At 34.2% G+C, this 17,105-nt stretch carries 16 protein-coding genes; all 16 read right to left on the reverse strand.

Features of this window, described 5'->3' with window-relative positions; genetic code table 11:
* Positions 1-6 precede the first annotated feature (6 nt).
* Positions 7-1,203, reverse strand: coding sequence for a glycosyltransferase family 4 protein (locus DCO56_RS18660; RefSeq protein ID WP_108635276.1), 1,197 nt, complete (start codon positions 1,201-1,203; stop codon positions 7-9).
* Complete coding sequence (locus tag DCO56_RS18665) at positions 1,200-2,297, reverse strand: glycosyltransferase family 4 protein (protein ID WP_108635277.1); 1,098 nt, start codon at positions 2,295-2,297, stop codon at positions 1,200-1,202. The genes DCO56_RS18660 and DCO56_RS18665 overlap by 4 nt, the downstream gene beginning before the upstream one ends.
* The gene (locus DCO56_RS18670) at positions 2,297-3,055 is read right to left on the reverse strand and encodes a glycosyltransferase family A protein (RefSeq protein WP_181390615.1); all 759 of its coding nucleotides are present in this window, start codon (positions 3,053-3,055) and stop codon (positions 2,297-2,299) included. Before DCO56_RS18670 ends, DCO56_RS18665 begins: the two co-directional genes overlap by 1 nt.
* A 198-nt stretch (positions 3,056-3,253) precedes the next feature.
* On the reverse strand, positions 3,254-4,486 hold the full coding sequence (locus DCO56_RS18675) for an EpsG family protein (RefSeq protein ID WP_108635279.1): 1,233 nt from the start codon (positions 4,484-4,486) through the stop codon (positions 3,254-3,256).
* 12 nt (positions 4,487-4,498) lie between these two features.
* The gene (locus DCO56_RS18680; protein WP_108635280.1) at positions 4,499-5,533 is read right to left on the reverse strand and encodes a hypothetical protein; all 1,035 of its coding nucleotides are present in this window, start codon (positions 5,531-5,533) and stop codon (positions 4,499-4,501) included.
* A gap of 9 nt (positions 5,534-5,542) precedes the next feature.
* Positions 5,543-6,997: an asparagine synthase-related protein gene (locus tag DCO56_RS18685; RefSeq protein ID WP_108635281.1), complete on the reverse strand. Its 1,455-nt coding sequence runs from the start codon at positions 6,995-6,997 to the stop codon at positions 5,543-5,545.
* Between the two features lie 138 nt (positions 6,998-7,135).
* Positions 7,136-7,969 carry a glycosyltransferase family 2 protein gene (locus DCO56_RS18690; protein WP_108635282.1) on the reverse strand — a complete coding sequence of 278 codons (834 nt, stop codon included), beginning with the start codon at positions 7,967-7,969 and terminating at the stop codon, positions 7,136-7,138.
* 5 nt (positions 7,970-7,974) lie between these two features.
* A complete protein-coding gene (locus DCO56_RS18695) occupies positions 7,975-9,501 on the reverse strand; it encodes an MATE family efflux transporter (protein WP_108635283.1) in 1,527 nt (508 codons plus the stop codon).
* A gap of 12 nt (positions 9,502-9,513) precedes the next feature.
* Positions 9,514-10,797, reverse strand: a complete 1,284-nt coding sequence (locus tag DCO56_RS18700; protein ID WP_108635284.1) for a nucleotide sugar dehydrogenase — start codon at positions 10,795-10,797, stop codon at positions 9,514-9,516.
* Between the two features lie 13 nt (positions 10,798-10,810).
* Positions 10,811-11,287: a serine O-acetyltransferase gene (locus tag DCO56_RS18705; RefSeq protein ID WP_219929419.1), complete on the reverse strand. Its 477-nt coding sequence runs from the start codon at positions 11,285-11,287 to the stop codon at positions 10,811-10,813.
* A 94-nt stretch (positions 11,288-11,381) separates the two neighbouring features.
* Positions 11,382-12,350 carry an SDR family oxidoreductase gene (locus DCO56_RS18710; RefSeq protein ID WP_108635286.1) on the reverse strand — a complete coding sequence of 323 codons (969 nt, stop codon included), beginning with the start codon at positions 12,348-12,350 and terminating at the stop codon, positions 11,382-11,384.
* Positions 12,351-12,367: 17 nt separating this feature from the next.
* The gene (locus DCO56_RS18715) at positions 12,368-13,750 is read right to left on the reverse strand and encodes a nucleotide sugar dehydrogenase (protein WP_108635287.1); all 1,383 of its coding nucleotides are present in this window, start codon (positions 13,748-13,750) and stop codon (positions 12,368-12,370) included.
* A 6-nt stretch (positions 13,751-13,756) separates the two neighbouring features.
* Entirely contained in the window at positions 13,757-14,326 is a 570-nt protein-coding gene (locus DCO56_RS18720; RefSeq protein WP_181390617.1) for an ArsR family transcriptional regulator, read from the reverse strand.
* Between the two features lie 204 nt (positions 14,327-14,530).
* Positions 14,531-15,013, reverse strand: coding sequence for a hypothetical protein (locus DCO56_RS18725; protein ID WP_108635288.1), 483 nt, complete (start codon positions 15,011-15,013; stop codon positions 14,531-14,533).
* A gap of 355 nt (positions 15,014-15,368) precedes the next feature.
* Positions 15,369-15,842 carry a hypothetical protein gene (locus DCO56_RS18730; RefSeq protein WP_146191084.1) on the reverse strand — a complete coding sequence of 158 codons (474 nt, stop codon included), beginning with the start codon at positions 15,840-15,842 and terminating at the stop codon, positions 15,369-15,371.
* A 263-nt stretch (positions 15,843-16,105) separates the two neighbouring features.
* Positions 16,106-17,104 carry a mannose-1-phosphate guanylyltransferase gene (locus DCO56_RS18735; RefSeq protein ID WP_108635290.1) on the reverse strand — a complete coding sequence of 333 codons (999 nt, stop codon included), beginning with the start codon at positions 17,102-17,104 and terminating at the stop codon, positions 16,106-16,108.
* Position 17,105: the final 1 nt, after the last annotated feature.

Raw genomic sequence — 17,105 nt, forward strand, 5'->3', positions numbered from 1 at the left:
ATTTTATCATTTCATAACCCGCTCTATAACTTCAACAAATTGCTTTGCTAAAATAGATTTATCATATTTATTTTCTGCTAACCATCGGGATTTTTCTCCCATTTCGGCAACTATGGACGGGTTAGATTGCAAATACTTAATTTTCTCTACAAGTTGTACAGGTTGAACGGGGTTTACATAGAAACCGCAATTAAACTTTTCTACAAGCTCCTTCGTCCAACCCGCAGAATTTACTATAATTGGTTTTCCGGCAGATAATGAATCAAAAAGTTTATTTGGAGAATTCGTATATAAAATTGGCAAATCTAGAAAAGAGACAATAGATACATCCGAAAAGTTTACTATCTCTGATACATCTTTCATCGGAAATTTACCCAAAAATTTCACATTGTTCAAACCATATTCTATCACTTTCTCTTTTAATGTATGCTCCGTCGCCCCCCCTCCAACAAAGAGAAACTCAACGGTCGAGTCTTCGGCAAGTATCTTTGCAGATTCAATAATCGCATGTGCCCCATTGGCTAAGCCTAAAGAACCGAAATGCACAACTTTGAAAGTATCCATATCTAAACCTAGGTCTGATATTTTTTGTAAGTTCTTTTCCCTTGGCCAAAACTCATCTTTTTTTGACATGTTCGGAATCATGGACGTACGATCCTTGGATATATATTTTAAGACACCATCCTCCATACCCGGGGAAAGAGCAATTACATGTTTTGCATTTCTATAAATCGTTTTCTCTAAAATAACGGCTAATTTTCTAATAAATTTATTCTTCAATGCTCCCATTTGAATAGGAACTTCTGGCCAAAGATCTCTTACCTCAAATATGTATGGAATCCTTTTAAACCGTTTTAATAATAAAGCCGGAATTCCAACCGTAAGTGGTGTAGATGTGGCAAAGACCAAATCTATGTCTTTATGCTTTAAAGAATAAAGACTAGCTTTGTATATAAAAGCCATAAAGGATTTTAATCGCGCTAAAATAGACATGCTCTGGCTGTAGCGAATATTAAAATATTTTACTTTTATTCCATCTATAATTATTTCCTGCTCTTCATCGTATAATGAATCATCATCCCCCGCCGTAACAATAGTTACACAATGTCCGTTTTTGATCAGTTCTTGCGCCAACCAATACGACCGAGTTCCTCCGGGTTGTTTGGGGGTCTTAAAGTACTGATGGATGTATAATATGTTCATAATATAGCTTTAATTTCTCCTATTGACTTTTCTAAAGAAAATAATTCTCTAGATACCTTTAAGCATTCATTTGCCATTTCTAAGTAATCATTGTTAGCGTTAAAATCTAAAAGAGAATTTTTTAGCTCATCAAAATCATCATTAAAATAACGACCTAGCTTATAGGAATCGAACAAATCGTCTGGACTGGAATTTAGTGAATAGACAGGAACTCCCCTTAACCAAGACTGTATAAAAACGTTTGAGAAACCTTCGCTTTTACTTGTATTTAAGGTTAGGTATGCCTCCTTCTCCAAAAAATTATTTACAAAACTGTTCTCCTGCTCCCCGAGATATTCTACATTTTTTAATGATTCAATAGTTTCCATCAACTTAAATCCATATTCCCCCTCTTCGATACGACCAATAATATAAAACCTAAAATCTTTTAAATTCTCACATAATTTAGCAAGTTCGAGATATAGTTCCAATCTTTTGACAGGCCTAGAACTTCCAATCCAAACAATACTTTTAATTCGAGCTTGTATTTTGCTATTTAAACATTCATTATAGCTAAAATCCGGAACCGGATGCATATTATAAATCTGTAATACTGGGGCTATCTTTAAATTATTTAATAATTTTGTTTGTTCCCTATTTTGGGTAATAAATTTTGTTGTAGCCAGATTTAATCCATTGAAAAGATATTTCCTTATGTATGTAGAAAGATTTTTACCATCAAACAGTAAACTGTATTTATCTGCTACATGTATATAATGAGGAATTGACCTGTTGTTAGCATATTGCGACAAATGATATGAAAAAGAATTAAGAATTCTTTGGTAGATAGCATCTGGCCTCTCATTTTTCAAAATCCTATTGATTTCCCAAGCTAGCGGATAATAAAGCGTGGCTTTGTTTAATAGCAAGTTATAATTCAATTGATAAACTTTAAATTCATCATGATGAATTACTTCATTAGCTATATGATTATTACTAACTGATATAAAAAAAATATCGTGCTCTTTAGAAAGCTCTTCAGCAATCAATTTTGATTGATATTCCGCCCCCCCTTTTACAAATGGATAATATCCAATAAAAAAGCATAATTTCATTATTTGTTAACCTTTCTTTTACCTTCCACCATACATTTAATTTTCTGCCCGAATGTCAGCTCACTACCAAATTTTTTATAATTTTTGAGCAAAAATATCAAACTGTAAAACATACTAAAATTATTAAATAGAATATTGAAAAGGGCTCCCTTAGAAATAAAATAATCTTTGTTGAACCCTTTGAACCATGAACTTTCACTTAAATCAATATTTAATATTATTGCAGGATAATAGTAAACTTTCAAACCCTTGTCGAGGCAGTCCTTTAAGAATATATTTTCTTCTCCAGATGAAAAGCTCCCCGATCCAGAACCAAAGCGTTCATCAAAATATATATTATTATCTTTTATTGACTGAACTCTAAATGTTATCAAAACAGATGATACTTTTAATATATCAAAGAAACTAAGTCTTCGTGAATTTTTTCCGAAATCATGCAATTTTCTAACATTCGATCCAAAGGAATTCGCCTTAAATATTATTATGTCAGCATCTTGATTTTCGGCATAAGCTTTGTTAATAATCTCTTGATAGTTAGAAACATATGTCAAATCATCATCGGCGATTACACCGATATCACCACTTGCACATTGAATAGCCTTGTTTCTACTTCTACTAAGCCCCTTCTCGTTTAAGCTGACAAATATACTTGAATCTCTTTGATAATTAACAAGGCAATCCGTAGCTATCTGGTTAACTACAACATAATCATCTCCAACATTCATATTTTTTAAGAATGAATCATCAGATCTGTTCATCGTCGAGATTAAAGCTTGTATTTTCATAATTTTTGACATTCTCTCTAAATTCCTTACATTTTTGTCTAACCAAGGTTAAAAAAAACTGGATATTATAATAACCAATTACATAACCTTTTTATAGCATATTTTCCATTCAATCTTTCCTTTAAAACATATAACGGATAAGACACTAATCGTAATAAACTAATCTCAACCCTATGAAGACCAATAAGAAGAAGAATATACCTTTGTCTCAATTATCCCTGGTAAAGATTTATAAAAAATCACCGAATTATAGACTCTATACTCTCTTCCCATAATAAATGACGGAATGATGCTTAACAATACATAGATAATTATCAACCTATAAACGTCTCGAAGTGAACTCCTCACCCTGTATATAGAATAAATGATTAAAAAAGAAATCAAATATATGTAAAGCAAGTGGACTCGGGAAAAGATATATGTTGTTGAAGTAAATATCATGAATCCATGAAACATCAGAAAAAATCTTAAGAACATTCCCTCCCCATTTGAAATTTTCATCACATTTTTAAGCCGATAATTTAAAAAGAAACCCAACATTATTAAAGGGATGATCACCAAAAAAAAACGGAAACCCGCTCCTGAATAAATTGAAGTTTCAACTTCATTCATAATATATGATTCAATTTTTTCGTTGATCAAAAATCCAAATTTACCAAGCTTTGTAAAAGCCAAGGAAAGATTCAATATTATTAGCTTTGTAAAAGGAGAAATTATAACCAATCCCCAATAAATCTTGTTCAATTTGGGCAGCGCTAACATCTGTGATATAAAGTATATTACTACAAAGGGCAATAAAGAAAAATGAATGAATATAGGGATTACAAACAAAATCTTATAAAAAAGTGAAGAGTCTTTAAAATCCTTCAATGAAAGAAGATAAAAGAATACCATCAATGCTGTACCATTTCTTACACCACTAAAAGTCCATGGGACAGTCAGAGAAAAAGACATTAACAACAAAATAATTAAGCAATACCGCTGATATTTTACACCTATAAATCGAAATACCAGATTTTTCAGACTTAAAAATAAAAATAAATAAAAGGGGAAGGCTGAAATAAAGCCAACTATTTGATTATTAAATTTCAGTTTACTAAATAAAAAATACAAAAATTGATAAATATAATCAACACTTGTTTGCTTTGACAATAAGAATAAAAATTGGCCAAATGAATAATACTTGTATTGGTTAAATACCTCTAAATGCCTGATAAAATCAAACCCTTTACCCGGTATGAAAGTATAACCAAAAAATCCAAACCAAAGTGCAATAAAAAATAACAGTACCTCAACCTTTAACCCTTGCTGAAATATTAGCAAGAAACTAATAATACAGCACAAAAAAGGATTAATAAGGAAAATGAGACTTAAAATGATTATTAAAGGAAACTTTGCGTACATATGAACGAAGTTTTAACGGTTCAAATAATACTCATTCAAAGCCATATTGGACAGATATTGAGCTATATTTAGCTCACTTTTTGGTCTAAAGTTAACAAAATCATTTTGCAGTTCTTTATTAAATCGTCCATACATAATAAACCCATCGCTTATATTCATTGTTTTGCTTCCGCCCTGTAAGTACAAACTCATATGATCCTTGTGAAAGCTATTATCATAAAATGCAGTATAAAAGCTTCTTAAGACTTTATTTAGTTTCTTGTTGTATCTTTCTCTATGAAACATATACCCAACTAGAGCATTAGCATGTGGCAAATCTTGTTCAAGGTAATTAGGGGAATTAAGATTTGTATTAACCGACTTCGTACGATTTACATTACCTAATCTTTTAAGCAAAATATCATCAAAATTATCAAATACTATTTTATATTTATTTTTCTTTGTAATCAGATATAGATCGAAACAGATTCGTGCCCAATGAGAGCGCATATGCAAATTTGATCTATAAATATGATCTCTTCCTCTTGAGTACCACTTTTCAAAAATGTTTTTTTCCGTAAAATTCAGAATTAAATTGTAATCGTTTTTATATTTCCTCTTTAAACGAGCGTCATTATTTATTATTAATAAAATTTCGGTGACATATCTCCAGCAATATGACTCGAATAGTGGGTATTCCTTTCCGTCATTTCCACTTTCTGGATGAGAATGATTAGCCCAACCCAAATATTGATCCTTAAATTGACTTTTACCAAATTTATTAGAGGGGTCAGTATGCTGAATCAACTGTTTGATAAGTTTAAGATTGCAATCTAAATAATAATCATCTTTGGTTATCGAATAAATATTGTTTACTGAATTTATAAAGGGCCCTAAAATATATAAATTCCAACTATCCTTGGAACTTGCCAATTTATTTGCCGTAGAATAAAAACTGGTAAAATTATTTTTATATTCCTGCAAACTACTCTTTTGGCTGAGAACCTGAAAATGAAACGCGAATGTCAAACTCACCGTTAGTACTAATATCTTTTGAATTTGCTTCATAATGTACTACTAAAATTTATTAAGAATAAAACGCAATTTATATTTATAAATTTCTTTTAAGGAATTGAAGGAAAAAGTTGATAAGTTCTTATCAAGATCTATCTTCAAATCATTTATTTTAATGAAATCTAACAATAATGCTATCCACAACAACCTCTCTTCATAGCTTAAAGAAGTCTTTATGGGGTACTTTTTACAGTTCAATATAATTTTTTTTATATTTTTAAGATTAAAAATATATGCAGCTATATGTTTATGTTCTTCGATCTTTTCTTCAATGAACTTTAAATAATGACTGCGAATCATCTCCCCATAATCATGATGATTTTTATCATAGATATCAGGAGAACCTTCAGTTTCTGGGAATTTAAGTCCCGTTCTCGCCCATGGGACCTCCAATAGCTGAGGACAATACTTCTCCAACAGGTTTTGGTAAATCTTGTCTGTTCTGTACCTAGGATCGATAGACCAAATATATCCAAAAACTTCCGGTTTACTAAACATTTGATATAACGGAATTTTTTTATTGATAATACTCATGCATGGATTTAGCATTCTGCGCATATAATGCAATTGCATATCCTGTTCAAATTGCTGATAATTTTCAGATTCAGGAAATTTATTATGGTAAAACTCCACATCTTTATTGCAATCATCAAAAATAATCTTGCTAAAATCATCCCGCAACATCCCGCCAACGTTCTTGACTTTCTGTCTAAGATCACCTAAATTTCCCACTTTAATTCCAGAGTATTCCCCTCTTCCAATACTATCACCAAAACTACCAGCCAATACACAGTCAAGCTCTTCATCTCCCACTTTTGGCATAGCATGTAAATGTATTGGGGTAAATTCGCACCCATTTTCCAATGTTAGATTTATATTAATTTTCATTTGATCCAAATCAACGATAAGATGTTTCCATTCCCATTTTAATAGATCTGCTATTCGTTTCGCATATACTACATCCCTGCTTTTTGCAGCCCCCCATGTATAAGCCGTTATTTTCTTTTCACCAAGTCTTCCTTCTTGAATCAAGTTATGAAGAACAGCGGCGACTATCCTACTATCCATGCCACCGGTAAGTAGTATCCCAACATGTTGATGAGGCATCACATAGTCAATGAGTTCCTGCTCTAATAGCCTGTAAAATTCTTTTGAACTTTCCCGTTCATCAATATTTTTATTATTGTGTTTTGGTAAATCAAAAAAGTCCCAGTCTGTATTTTCTAAATTAGGCTTCGCCATCCACGGCGTTTTCTTTATCTCTTTTACTAAAGTGCGATCACCAAATGCATAACCCGTAGATAATATTTGAACAACTGCAGTAAAATCAAGGGTTTTATGGTGTGATGATTTTAGCATACTACTTAGTTCCTTATCTATAAACAAATGACCATCCTTAATTAAGTAATAGGGATTATGGAATCCCAAATTATTACTATTTTCGAATAAACCTTTCATTTTCTATTTCTTCAATTCAATTATATTTACCTCTATTTACTCTTAATTTTTTACGTAAACAAAAAACCTTGATATCAAATTGATTGGTTTTTTGTTTTTGCTTTTTCGAGTACTCTAAATACTCTATTAGAAGCTAATTTATTTGTAAGTCCCGCTATCTATTTTTTTAAAACTCATTAACACCAATCTATATATTGTTCTTAAGCAATTTTTCAAATCCCCCTTCTTTAAGAAAGATATTGATATATTCTTTAATGAGTTTATATGAAATCTTTTCTCTGAAACGGAGCTAAATGTTTGTATTCTCTCGTGAATATTACTCACTGTAGATTTATAATAATTATACTTTGCCTTAGTTAACTTATTCTCAGAATCCATTCTATATATAGCTGTAATAATATTTGATTTGATAAAACGATATTTTCTTCCTATCCTTTGCCATAATTCCACATCTTCCCCTCGGTTAAACCCCAATAGAAAGGTTCCTGACATCTCAAATACTGAACGATGAATACATGCAACAGATGTCCAAAAAAAATAGGTGTGCGCTTCTAAAAAGAAATCCTCAATTACTTTCACTGAATCATCTCGCTCAACAGGTATTTGCTGATTGCTCCTTATATAGGATGTACAAAACACCTTATCCAGAGGATGATATTCAATCATATTAAATAAAACATCTAAGTGATTTTCTAACCATAAATCATCAGCATCCAAAAAACATATAAAGGGACTTTGCGCATTATTAATTCCACGATTTCTAGCAGAAGAAACTCCTCCATTTATTTGGTCTATGATTTTAATTCGATCATCTTTAAATTGTTTAACGACGTGCAAACTCGAATCTGTTGAACCATCATTCACTATCAATAGCTCAAAATCTCTAAATGTTTGATTTAAAACTGACTCAATTGTACTTACAATAGATTGTTCTTTATTATATAATGGAATTACAATAGAAAAAAAACTCATATTAACTATTTTTTATAAACCAAATGAATTAGCTCATTTATTTGGCTTTTCTTCAAATTTATTTTAAGGGCAATAATTAAAAGTATGAGCGCAATAACAGCGATTAAAATCAAACATGGAATAATATGCATACCTATGAGCAAAGGCGTTATTAAATAGCCAATCAAATAAATAGCACAAATAGTGCCCCCTATCCTTAAGGCATTTAGCATCACTTTTCTAGCTGTACCTTTATAAAACTTTGCAAAATACAGACCATTTAAAAAATAACTCTGCAGCACGCCCATTATTAGTCCAACGACTAACATCCAATTAACTATATCTATATTTCCATGGGCATAATAGCCCAAACCATATAAAATCAAAGCATTTATCAGACCTAAAAAAATAGTCATCAAAGCAGGAAACCTCACTTTGTTCATTGCTCTACTACCATATGCAAAAACACCTGCAGATATGTAAAAAGGAGTTAGAGTCAATTTAATCATCAACCACGTATTATATTCAGCAAATCCTTCTCCAAGCCAAGCCTTTAATATAATAGGAGAAAATCCACCTAAAATACCAATCATCACAGCTACTAATACACCAACAGATAAGGAGCGGTCAATGGTTAATTTTTTTACTTGTTCTGTATCTTCATTTGCATATGCAATCAAAATAAGAGGCCCAAATAAACTACTGATAACCATAGCAATAGTTATTGTATAATTACCTAATTCCTCAAAAGCACCTAACACTCCAGACTCATTCGTTGACCAAAATTTATTTACCAGAATGTTATCTATTCGATACAATCCCATATCACCCATTTGCTGGACGATCACCCAGAAAGCCATTCCCCCGACCGCTATTAAAGCAGCTTTATTGAAATGCCTTATCCCTAAAACAACTTTGCCCTCAGAGAACCGATAAAACACAGTAATACTATAAATTAATAGTATTATTTCAGTTATCAAATTAGCTGCACCGACATATTTTACATTGACCTCCAAAGATGTAAACAAAAACAATACAAAGATTAATTTACCTGAAATACGAATGATCTTAACTATATTCAGCAAGTCCAAGCGATTGAAAGCATAAAGAGTAATATTAAATATACTTGAGAACAGAGAAAAAAACAGGCTTAAAATGGTTAACAAAAAGAGCGACTTCGAATCTTCCAATAAATCTGAAGGTATATTGAAAATAAACTCAATATTCTGAACAAAATACCAAAGGGGCAAAATTAAAGCTAAAATCAGCCCTATAAAGATAACGATCGATGTACTAAGATATTTTGAAGCCTCATCGCTTTTATTTTGCCTAAGAGCAATTGAATAAAAACGACTTAACGCACTAGTCAATGATCCTGTTACAACGTTCACATATTGATTAATGATAAGAGCTAGAGGCACTATTCCGTAAGCTGAAATGCCTAAGTTTTTTACTAAATACGGAGTATAAAATAAACCGACAGCTATATTCGCTAATAAACTTAATACATTAAAAATAAGGTTTTTTCTAACTTGCTTTGCCTCTAACTCCATAATAGATTATCCTTACAATCTGCTATCACAGTCTACCAAAATTCCCTTTACATCATAGGTAACCCCGCCCTCTTTAAGATATTGTTTCAAATCCAATTCTAAAAATTCTTGATGAGCGACGGTAAGAATAATTGCATCAAATTTAGTGTCATTAACTAATGACTGATAACTTTTAATTCCATATTCATGCAGTACCTCATTAGGATCAGCCCAAGGATCGAAGGCGACAACCTCCAAAGCGTATTCTTCCAATGCTTTAATAACATCTACGGCTTTTGTATTACGAACATCAGGGCAGTTTTCTTTAAATGTAATTCCCAAATTCAATACCTTTGCACCATTAATTTTAATATTTTTTTTAATCATTATCTTAACCAACTCTGAGGCAACGTATTGTCCCATAGAATCATTTAAGCGCCGTCCAGCCAAAATAATTTCAGGATGATATCCGTGTTCTTGAGCCTTTTGAGCAAGGTAATACGGATCTACACCAATACAGTGTCCGCCTACCAAACCCGGTTTAAAAGGCAAAAAATTCCATTTAGTACCTGCTGCCTCTAAGACCGCATGTGTATCGATATTTAAAATATTGAAGATCTTAGCTAATTCATTAACAAACGCAATATTAATATCTCGTTGGGAGTTTTCAATAACTTTAGCTGCTTCTGCAACTTTAATAGTAGGTGCCAGATGTGTTCCTGCAATAATAACAGATTGGTATACATCATCGACAATTTTGCCTATAGCCGCAGTCGATCCAGATGTTACTTTCAATATCTTTTCTACTGTATGTTCCTTATCACCTGGATTAATACGTTCAGGAGAATAACCTGCGAAAAAATCTTCATTAAATTTTAGTCCTGACACTTTTTCCAAAACCGGGATACATTCCTCTTCTGTAACACCTGGGTATACCGTCGATTCATAAACCACTATATCACCTTTTTTCAAAACTTTGCCAACTGTTTCGGAAGCCTTATACAAAGGTGTTAAGTCAGGGCGATTATTTTTATCCACTGGCGTAGGCACCGTAACAACATAGAAATTTGCATCTTCAATATCCTCTAGTTGATTGGATACATAAAGTCCTTTAGCATTTCCATTATATGGATTCTCTTTAACTAATACAGCCTGAAGGATATCGTCTTCAACCTCCAAGGTTAAATCTTTACCAGAACGCAGTTCGTCAATACGTTTTTGATTAATATCAAATCCCACAACAGGAAATTTTGTTGCGAACAATCTTGCTAATGGAAGGCCTACATACCCTAATCCAATGATAGCTATTTTTTTCATATAATATAAATGTTTAATTTTTTAAGTTCCACCGATTATTGATATACATTCCCAGTTTATCATAATTCAAAACCTTCGCTGGAACTCCTGCGACAGTAGAATTTTCGGGGACGTCTTTTATAACGACTGCTCCCGCTCCAATCGATGAATTACTCGAAACTTTGACATTATTAACGATACAAACAGAAGGGCCAATATATACATTATCCCCTATTTCAGCAGCTTTTCCATGTGCTCCAATGGTGGTAAACTGACTAATGTTAACATTATTTCCAATTATTGCTGTAGGATTAATTATTACTCCTACTCCATGTCCAATATAAAATCCATATCCTATATTCACGGCTAATGGTATCTGAATTCCATATTTTTTTGACATTCTCCAATGTTTATATCTAGCTATAGGAGACAAAAAACCTCTCACTTTAGCCATCCTCCACCAAAATGTATAAACAAAACAGTGATTTCGAACTAAGATTATCTCACTCATAATTTTCAGAAATGACGGAATTTTCCCATATCTTGTATAGTCACTTCTTATATAATCTAAACATTCCTTATAATTGGTATAGTAGGTCATAGTATCATCGTAAATTATCCCAATACCATTTTACTGCTTCTTTCAAACCATCACGAATAACATGAGTAGGCTCATATCCCAACAACTGACGGGCTTTATCTATTGATGCTAACGAATGCGGGATATCGCCTTGTCGATTAGGACCATGAATAATGTCTACATTAGCTATTTCAGAATCATATTCCGTCAAAAATTCTTTAAGATATCCTACTAATTGATTTAAAGTTGTACGATCTCCAACAGCAGTATTATAAACAGTATTGACAGCAGACAAATTATCTGTGATCATCGCTCGTTCATTCATCTGAATAACATTGTCGATATAAGTAAAATCTCGCGAGTAGTCCCCTGCTCCATTAATGACGGGACTTTCGTGTTTCATAAACATTTTAACAAATAAAGGTATCACAGCCGCATATGAACCATTGGGATCCTGACGGCGACCAAAAACATTAAAGTAGCGAAGTCCAATTGTTTCCAAACCATAAGTCTTTGAAAAGATATCGGCATACAGCTCATTTACATATTTAGTAATAGCATAGGGTGACAAAGGTTTACCAATAATATCTTCTACTTTTGGAAGGTTTTCTGAATCGCCATATGTTGAAGACGATGCTGCATATATAAAACGCTTTACACCAGCATCGCGAGCGGCAACCAGCATATTTAAAAAACCACTGACATTTACCTCATTGGTAGTTTGAGGATCTTTGATCGAACGTGGAACTGAGCCTAATGCCGCCTGATGCAACACATAATCTACACCTTCAACAGCGTTCTGACAATCGGCAGAATTACGAATATCCCCTTCAATCAGCTTAAAATCTGGATTATTAGTATGCTGCTCGATGTTATGCCGATGCCCAGTCGCAAAATTGTCTAAAACAACTATTTGGTGACCATTTCCTAAAAAATGTTCGACTAAATTGGACCCTATAAATCCGGCTCCACCAGTAATTAATATCTTGCTCATTATAATTTATAAAGTATTTATTCACCAATAGCATAATAATTAAACCCCAACATGCTCAATTTGTTACGATCTAATAATTTGCGCCCATCAAAAACGAATGCTGGCTTTTTCATATCTTCTTTAACTCTCGGCCAATCATAACATTTGAACTCATCCCACTCCGTCAATATAGCAATAGCATGCGAACCATGCATAGCCTCATAAGGATCGTTGACCACAGTTACCAAACGACGGTTATCTTCCGGAGACCGCGTACCTAAATAATCTAAGTCTTTATAAACTTGTTCTGCGGGAACCTTTGGATCATAAACGATGACTTGCGCCTCTTCTTCCAACAAATGATCTGCTACGTAAATAGCTGCAGATTCACGTGTGTCATTGGTATCCTTCTTAAATGCCCAACCTAAAAAAGCAATTTTTTTCCCATTCACCGTGTTATACATAGTTTGGATAATATTCTCCGCAAAACGTGCTTTTTGATGGTCATTTAAAATAATAACTTGTTCCCAATAATCTGCTACTTCTGTAAGATTGTAAGAACGTGCAATATATACCAGATTTAAGATATCTTTTTGAAAACAAGAGCCTCCAAAACCAACGGAAGCCTTTAAAAATTTGGAACCAATACGGCTATCATAACCGATAGCTCTGGACACTTCGTCTACATTAGCCCCAGTAACTTCACACAATTCTGAAATAGCATTTATTGAGGATACGCGTTGCGCTAAGAATGCGTTTGCAACTAACTTCGATAATTCAGATGACCATAGATTTGTTGTTAAGATACGCTCACGAGGCACCCATGCCTCATACACTTGCACCAAGGCTTCGATCGCATCTGCATCTTCGCCACCGATCAATACACGGTCAGGGTTGTGCAGATCTGTAACTGCGGTACCCTCAGCTAAAAATTCTGGATTAGATAAAATATGAAAATTGACGCCATTGCCGGTATTGTCTAAAATACTCTTTAAAGCAGCAGCCGTACGAACGGGTAAAGTAGACTTCTCCACAACAATCTTATCCGACTTAGCAACAGCAGCAATTTGGCGCGCACATAGCTCGATATATTTCAAATCAGCAGCTTGACCTTTACCTTTTCCATAGGTTTTAGTAGGTGTATTAACCGAAATAAAAATCATATCCGCCTCATCAATCGCTTGCTCTACATTAGTAGAAAAGAAAAGATTTCGTCCACGAGCTTCCGCCACGACGGCATCAAGACCGGGCTCGTACACAGGCAGCTTTTCTAGATCCGTATCATTCCAGGCATCGATACGCGCCTGATTTAAATCGACTACAGTAATAGTAACATTTGGATTTTTCTGTGCAATGACCGACATGGTAGGACCACCTACATAACCTGCACCGATACAAGTTATTTTTTTGATTTCTTTCATTTTATCCTATTCCAGTGAGTTTTTTATTATTTTCTTTTTGTGTTTTTCTTTTTTGTGCGGCAGACTGTCCATTTTTTGATAAAGAACAATCATTCCTTGTTTTTTTTCGACAACTTCCGTGTATACGGTCACGTTCTTACCAAGTATTGTGCCAGCTTTTATTGCCGCCTGGTTTAAATACGCTAAATTTAGATCCTGCCCCTGTACTAGGACTTCGATATGCCCCGAATCCAATCCTTGCGCATAGTCGCCCATCAACGCAACCTCTTCGACATCACCTGCACGCTCCAACACCTTATCAACGAACGCATCAATCCCAAGAAAATTATGGATCAGTCCTTGTAAAGATGTAAACAGTGAATGTTTAATATTTGCACGATAATAAATCTTATGTTCATTATCTTCACGGATCAGATAACCTGCATCGGTCAATTGATTAAGCTCTTTACGAATGGAATTGGTTGACTCTTTAAATTCATCAGCTAATCCACGTAAATAGCCACGATTGCTTGCTGAAACAAAAAATTTGATCAGCAACTTAAGTCTGGTTTTAGAAGTAATCAATGAGTCCAGCATTGGTATAGCATAGATTGAGTAACAAAAGTACTCAATCCAAACGACTCGTGCAAATCAACAAATTGTTATTTTTATCTTAAATATTTCTTAGATTGTCAAACCAAAGAAAATCCACGTGGAACACCTAATGTATATAAAACCAAATCAGTCTTTTAAGGAGCGTCTGCCGGATAGAATCAAAATAAGATTAGAGAACCATTCTGCCTAAATCTCCACGTTTTTATATAAATCAGAAATCAATAATACAGCCGTAAAGACCTCCTGGCGGCTCTGCTCAAAGTGAAGGACTCCAGAAATACGAACGCGTTCTCCTTTTAAATCTCCAATCAAGGCTTTCTTCCTAATCACTTTAAAACGTACCGATACATTAGATTTTGAATCTTCCTTATGCTCAAATGGAATAACTAAAATCTGTTCCAGATTGACATTGAGAGCAGCATGTAAAGGCCGAATCTTTCTGATAATAATATTTTTAAGTTTTTGATCATTGCGTTCGGCCTTGAACACAAAAACGCCACCTTTTGCGTTTCTATCGCCACTATATTGCCCAGGACGCTCCTGAAACATATATTTCACCGTCATGTCCACCACGCGATTAAAACGTTGTTTCTGTTGCTTTTTACGGATAAAAAAACAAATGGTAAATAATAATAATAATAAAATGCAGATTGTTAGGACAGGTGTCATATGGTGATTAGGTTTATGCTCAGCTGATTTTTATCGATTAGTCTTAAACAAATATAGCAATGCCAGGCTATTAACGATTCAAATGAGATACATATGTGATACATAAAAAACGAAATATTTTTACAGATAATTAATAACAATCCACAAACAACATGTTATTATATTATTAACAAATAGTTTTCTTAAAGATTTCGATAAGAAGAATTGTTCCAAATTAAAATATGACCGGGCAAAATCCTATCGGTGGTATTGACCATCGAGCTATTTAACATAGCTCTTTCTAATGATAGCAAAAAGTCTTTTTCTACTTGACAGAGTTATTTTTTCGAAGCCCAGTGCATCCGAGATCAACAGATCAGACCTCGGTCTTTTGATAAAGATCGGAAATAGGTAATGTTGCTATAAATGGCTCAGGTCTATTTTGTTCAAAATTCAAAACCCCAGAGATAGTTACCCGCCCACCGGTTAAGTTTTCAATCTTTGCTGTCCGTCTATTGATCTTAAAGCGAACGGATACATCCGATTTGGTATGATCCATCCGTTCAAATGGAATAACCAAAATTTGCTCCAAATTAACATCTAGAGCAGCATGTAAAGGTTTTACTTTTCGGATAACAATATTCTTCAGCCGTTCATCGTTCCTTTCTGCTTTAAAGACAAACACTCCACTTCGGACATTTCTATCCCCACTGTATTGTCCCGGTCGTTCCTGAAACATATAGCTCACAGTCATTCCGACAAGTCTATTAAATCTTTGCTCTTGTTGTCTTTTCTTCCAGAAAAGGTATCCTCCTAAAAATAAAACAATAAATACGGCTATGATCATCATATCAAATATGTTGGTTAAAATTAAATGACTTAAGTGCTGCACACAAAGGCGCTATTAACAAAACCAAATATCTGATATTACTATTAATTCAACATTAAATCGACCTGGGACAAATAGGGGACATTTAAGAATGCACTCGCAAACAGCCAGCTATGCAGATTAACTTTTTGTTAACAAAGCGCTTTAAGGAGATAGGTTTTAATAAATAGTACAATTCCGAAGCAAAAGAGCCGTTCATAATATGATCCGGCTCTTTCGTTAATCTAGTCAATCAGCTTGGACTGATGGCGTTCTAATGTATTATATATTTTTTTGACGTCCTGCGATTTCTCTTTTTGCAGCACCAAGATAGCGTCTTTGGTGTGAACAAGTATACTATCGCGCAAACCAACAAAGGCAGTATAGACATCCGTACCGATCACCATATTGCCATTTTCATCCACAGGATGCCCTGTCTGTTTTAGATAATCGTACATGGACTCAAAAGACCCAAGATCTGACCATTGAAAACTCGTCGCAACTACGCGAATTTTTTTTGAACGCTCCATTACGGCATAGTCAATGGAAATGGATGGTATCTCTTTTGACAAAGTTAAATCAAGCTCTCCATCCTGGCGATGCTGCCAGGCATTAAAGGCCGTTGCATATACTTTGGGTTCGAAATTCTGTAATTCGCTCAGGAAAGTATCTGCACGAAAACAGAACATCCCCGAATTCCACAGAAAATTGCCCCGCTCAATAAAATCCTCTGCCGTATCCTGATTCGGCTTTTCCCGGAAGGATAGGACCTTATCATCTTTATATTCAATATAACCGTAGCCCGTTTCAGGTCGCGTTGGCTGTATACCAAAGGTCACAATATAACCTTTGTTTGCTTTTTCAATTCCGGACTGAATAGCCTTTGCGTAAGCATCATCACCCACAATCACATGATCCGAGGGTGTAACAATCAGAATATCATCAGGCTGAGCCGCAAAGGCTGCAAAAGCAATTGCCGCGGCGGTATTACGTGGTGTAGCTTCGACAATATCAATGTAGTCTACCTTATTATTTTCCATCACCTCACGGCTCAGCCCATGATTGTCACGGTTGCCCACGACAATGACCTGACCACATAAGGACTGATTGCGCTTAATGGTCATCTCAAACAGAGATCCCTCTTTGAATAAGGAAAGATACTGTTTAGGATAACTCTTACGCGAAAGCGGCCAAAGCCGACTTCCTACTCCTCCCGTTAATACCACATGGATAACTGTACTCATA

Source organism: Sphingobacterium athyrii, assembly GCF_003071065.1.
Classification (GTDB): Bacteria; Bacteroidota; Bacteroidia; order Sphingobacteriales; family Sphingobacteriaceae; genus Sphingobacterium; species Sphingobacterium athyrii.

Excerpts from the sequence above, each read along its gene's own strand:
- DCO56_RS18660 (WP_108635276.1), bottom strand. The coding sequence starts at position 1,203 with ATGAACATATTATACATCCATCAGTACTTTAAGACCCCCAAACAACCC.
- DCO56_RS18665 (WP_108635277.1), bottom strand. The coding sequence starts at position 2,297 with ATGAAATTATGCTTTTTTATTGGATATTATCCATTTGTAAAAGGGGGG.
- DCO56_RS18670 (WP_181390615.1), bottom strand. The coding sequence starts at position 3,055 with ATGAACAGATCTGATGATTCATTCTTAAAAAATATGAATGTTGGAGAT.
- DCO56_RS18675 (WP_108635279.1), bottom strand. The coding sequence starts at position 4,486 with ATGTACGCAAAGTTTCCTTTAATAATCATTTTAAGTCTCATTTTCCTT.
- DCO56_RS18680 (WP_108635280.1), bottom strand. The coding sequence starts at position 5,533 with ATGAAGCAAATTCAAAAGATATTAGTACTAACGGTGAGTTTGACATTC.
- DCO56_RS18685 (WP_108635281.1), bottom strand. The coding sequence starts at position 6,997 with ATGAAAGGTTTATTCGAAAATAGTAATAATTTGGGATTCCATAATCCC.
- DCO56_RS18690 (WP_108635282.1), bottom strand. The coding sequence starts at position 7,969 with ATGAGTTTTTTTTCTATTGTAATTCCATTATATAATAAAGAACAATCT.
- DCO56_RS18695 (WP_108635283.1), bottom strand. The coding sequence starts at position 9,501 with ATGGAGTTAGAGGCAAAGCAAGTTAGAAAAAACCTTATTTTTAATGTA.
- DCO56_RS18700 (WP_108635284.1), bottom strand. The coding sequence starts at position 10,797 with ATGAAAAAAATAGCTATCATTGGATTAGGGTATGTAGGCCTTCCATTA.
- DCO56_RS18705 (WP_219929419.1), bottom strand. The coding sequence starts at position 11,287 with ATGAGTGAGATAATCTTAGTTCGAAATCACTGTTTTGTTTATACATTT.
- DCO56_RS18710 (WP_108635286.1), bottom strand. The coding sequence starts at position 12,350 with ATGAGCAAGATATTAATTACTGGTGGAGCCGGATTTATAGGGTCCAAT.
- DCO56_RS18715 (WP_108635287.1), bottom strand. The coding sequence starts at position 13,750 with ATGAAAGAAATCAAAAAAATAACTTGTATCGGTGCAGGTTATGTAGGT.
- DCO56_RS18720 (WP_181390617.1), bottom strand. The coding sequence starts at position 14,326 with ATGCTGGACTCATTGATTACTTCTAAAACCAGACTTAAGTTGCTGATC.
- DCO56_RS18725 (WP_108635288.1), bottom strand. The coding sequence starts at position 15,013 with ATGACACCTGTCCTAACAATCTGCATTTTATTATTATTATTATTTACC.
- DCO56_RS18730 (WP_146191084.1), bottom strand. The coding sequence starts at position 15,842 with ATGATGATCATAGCCGTATTTATTGTTTTATTTTTAGGAGGATACCTT.
- DCO56_RS18735 (WP_108635290.1), bottom strand. The coding sequence starts at position 17,104 with ATGAGTACAGTTATCCATGTGGTATTAACGGGAGGAGTAGGAAGTCGG.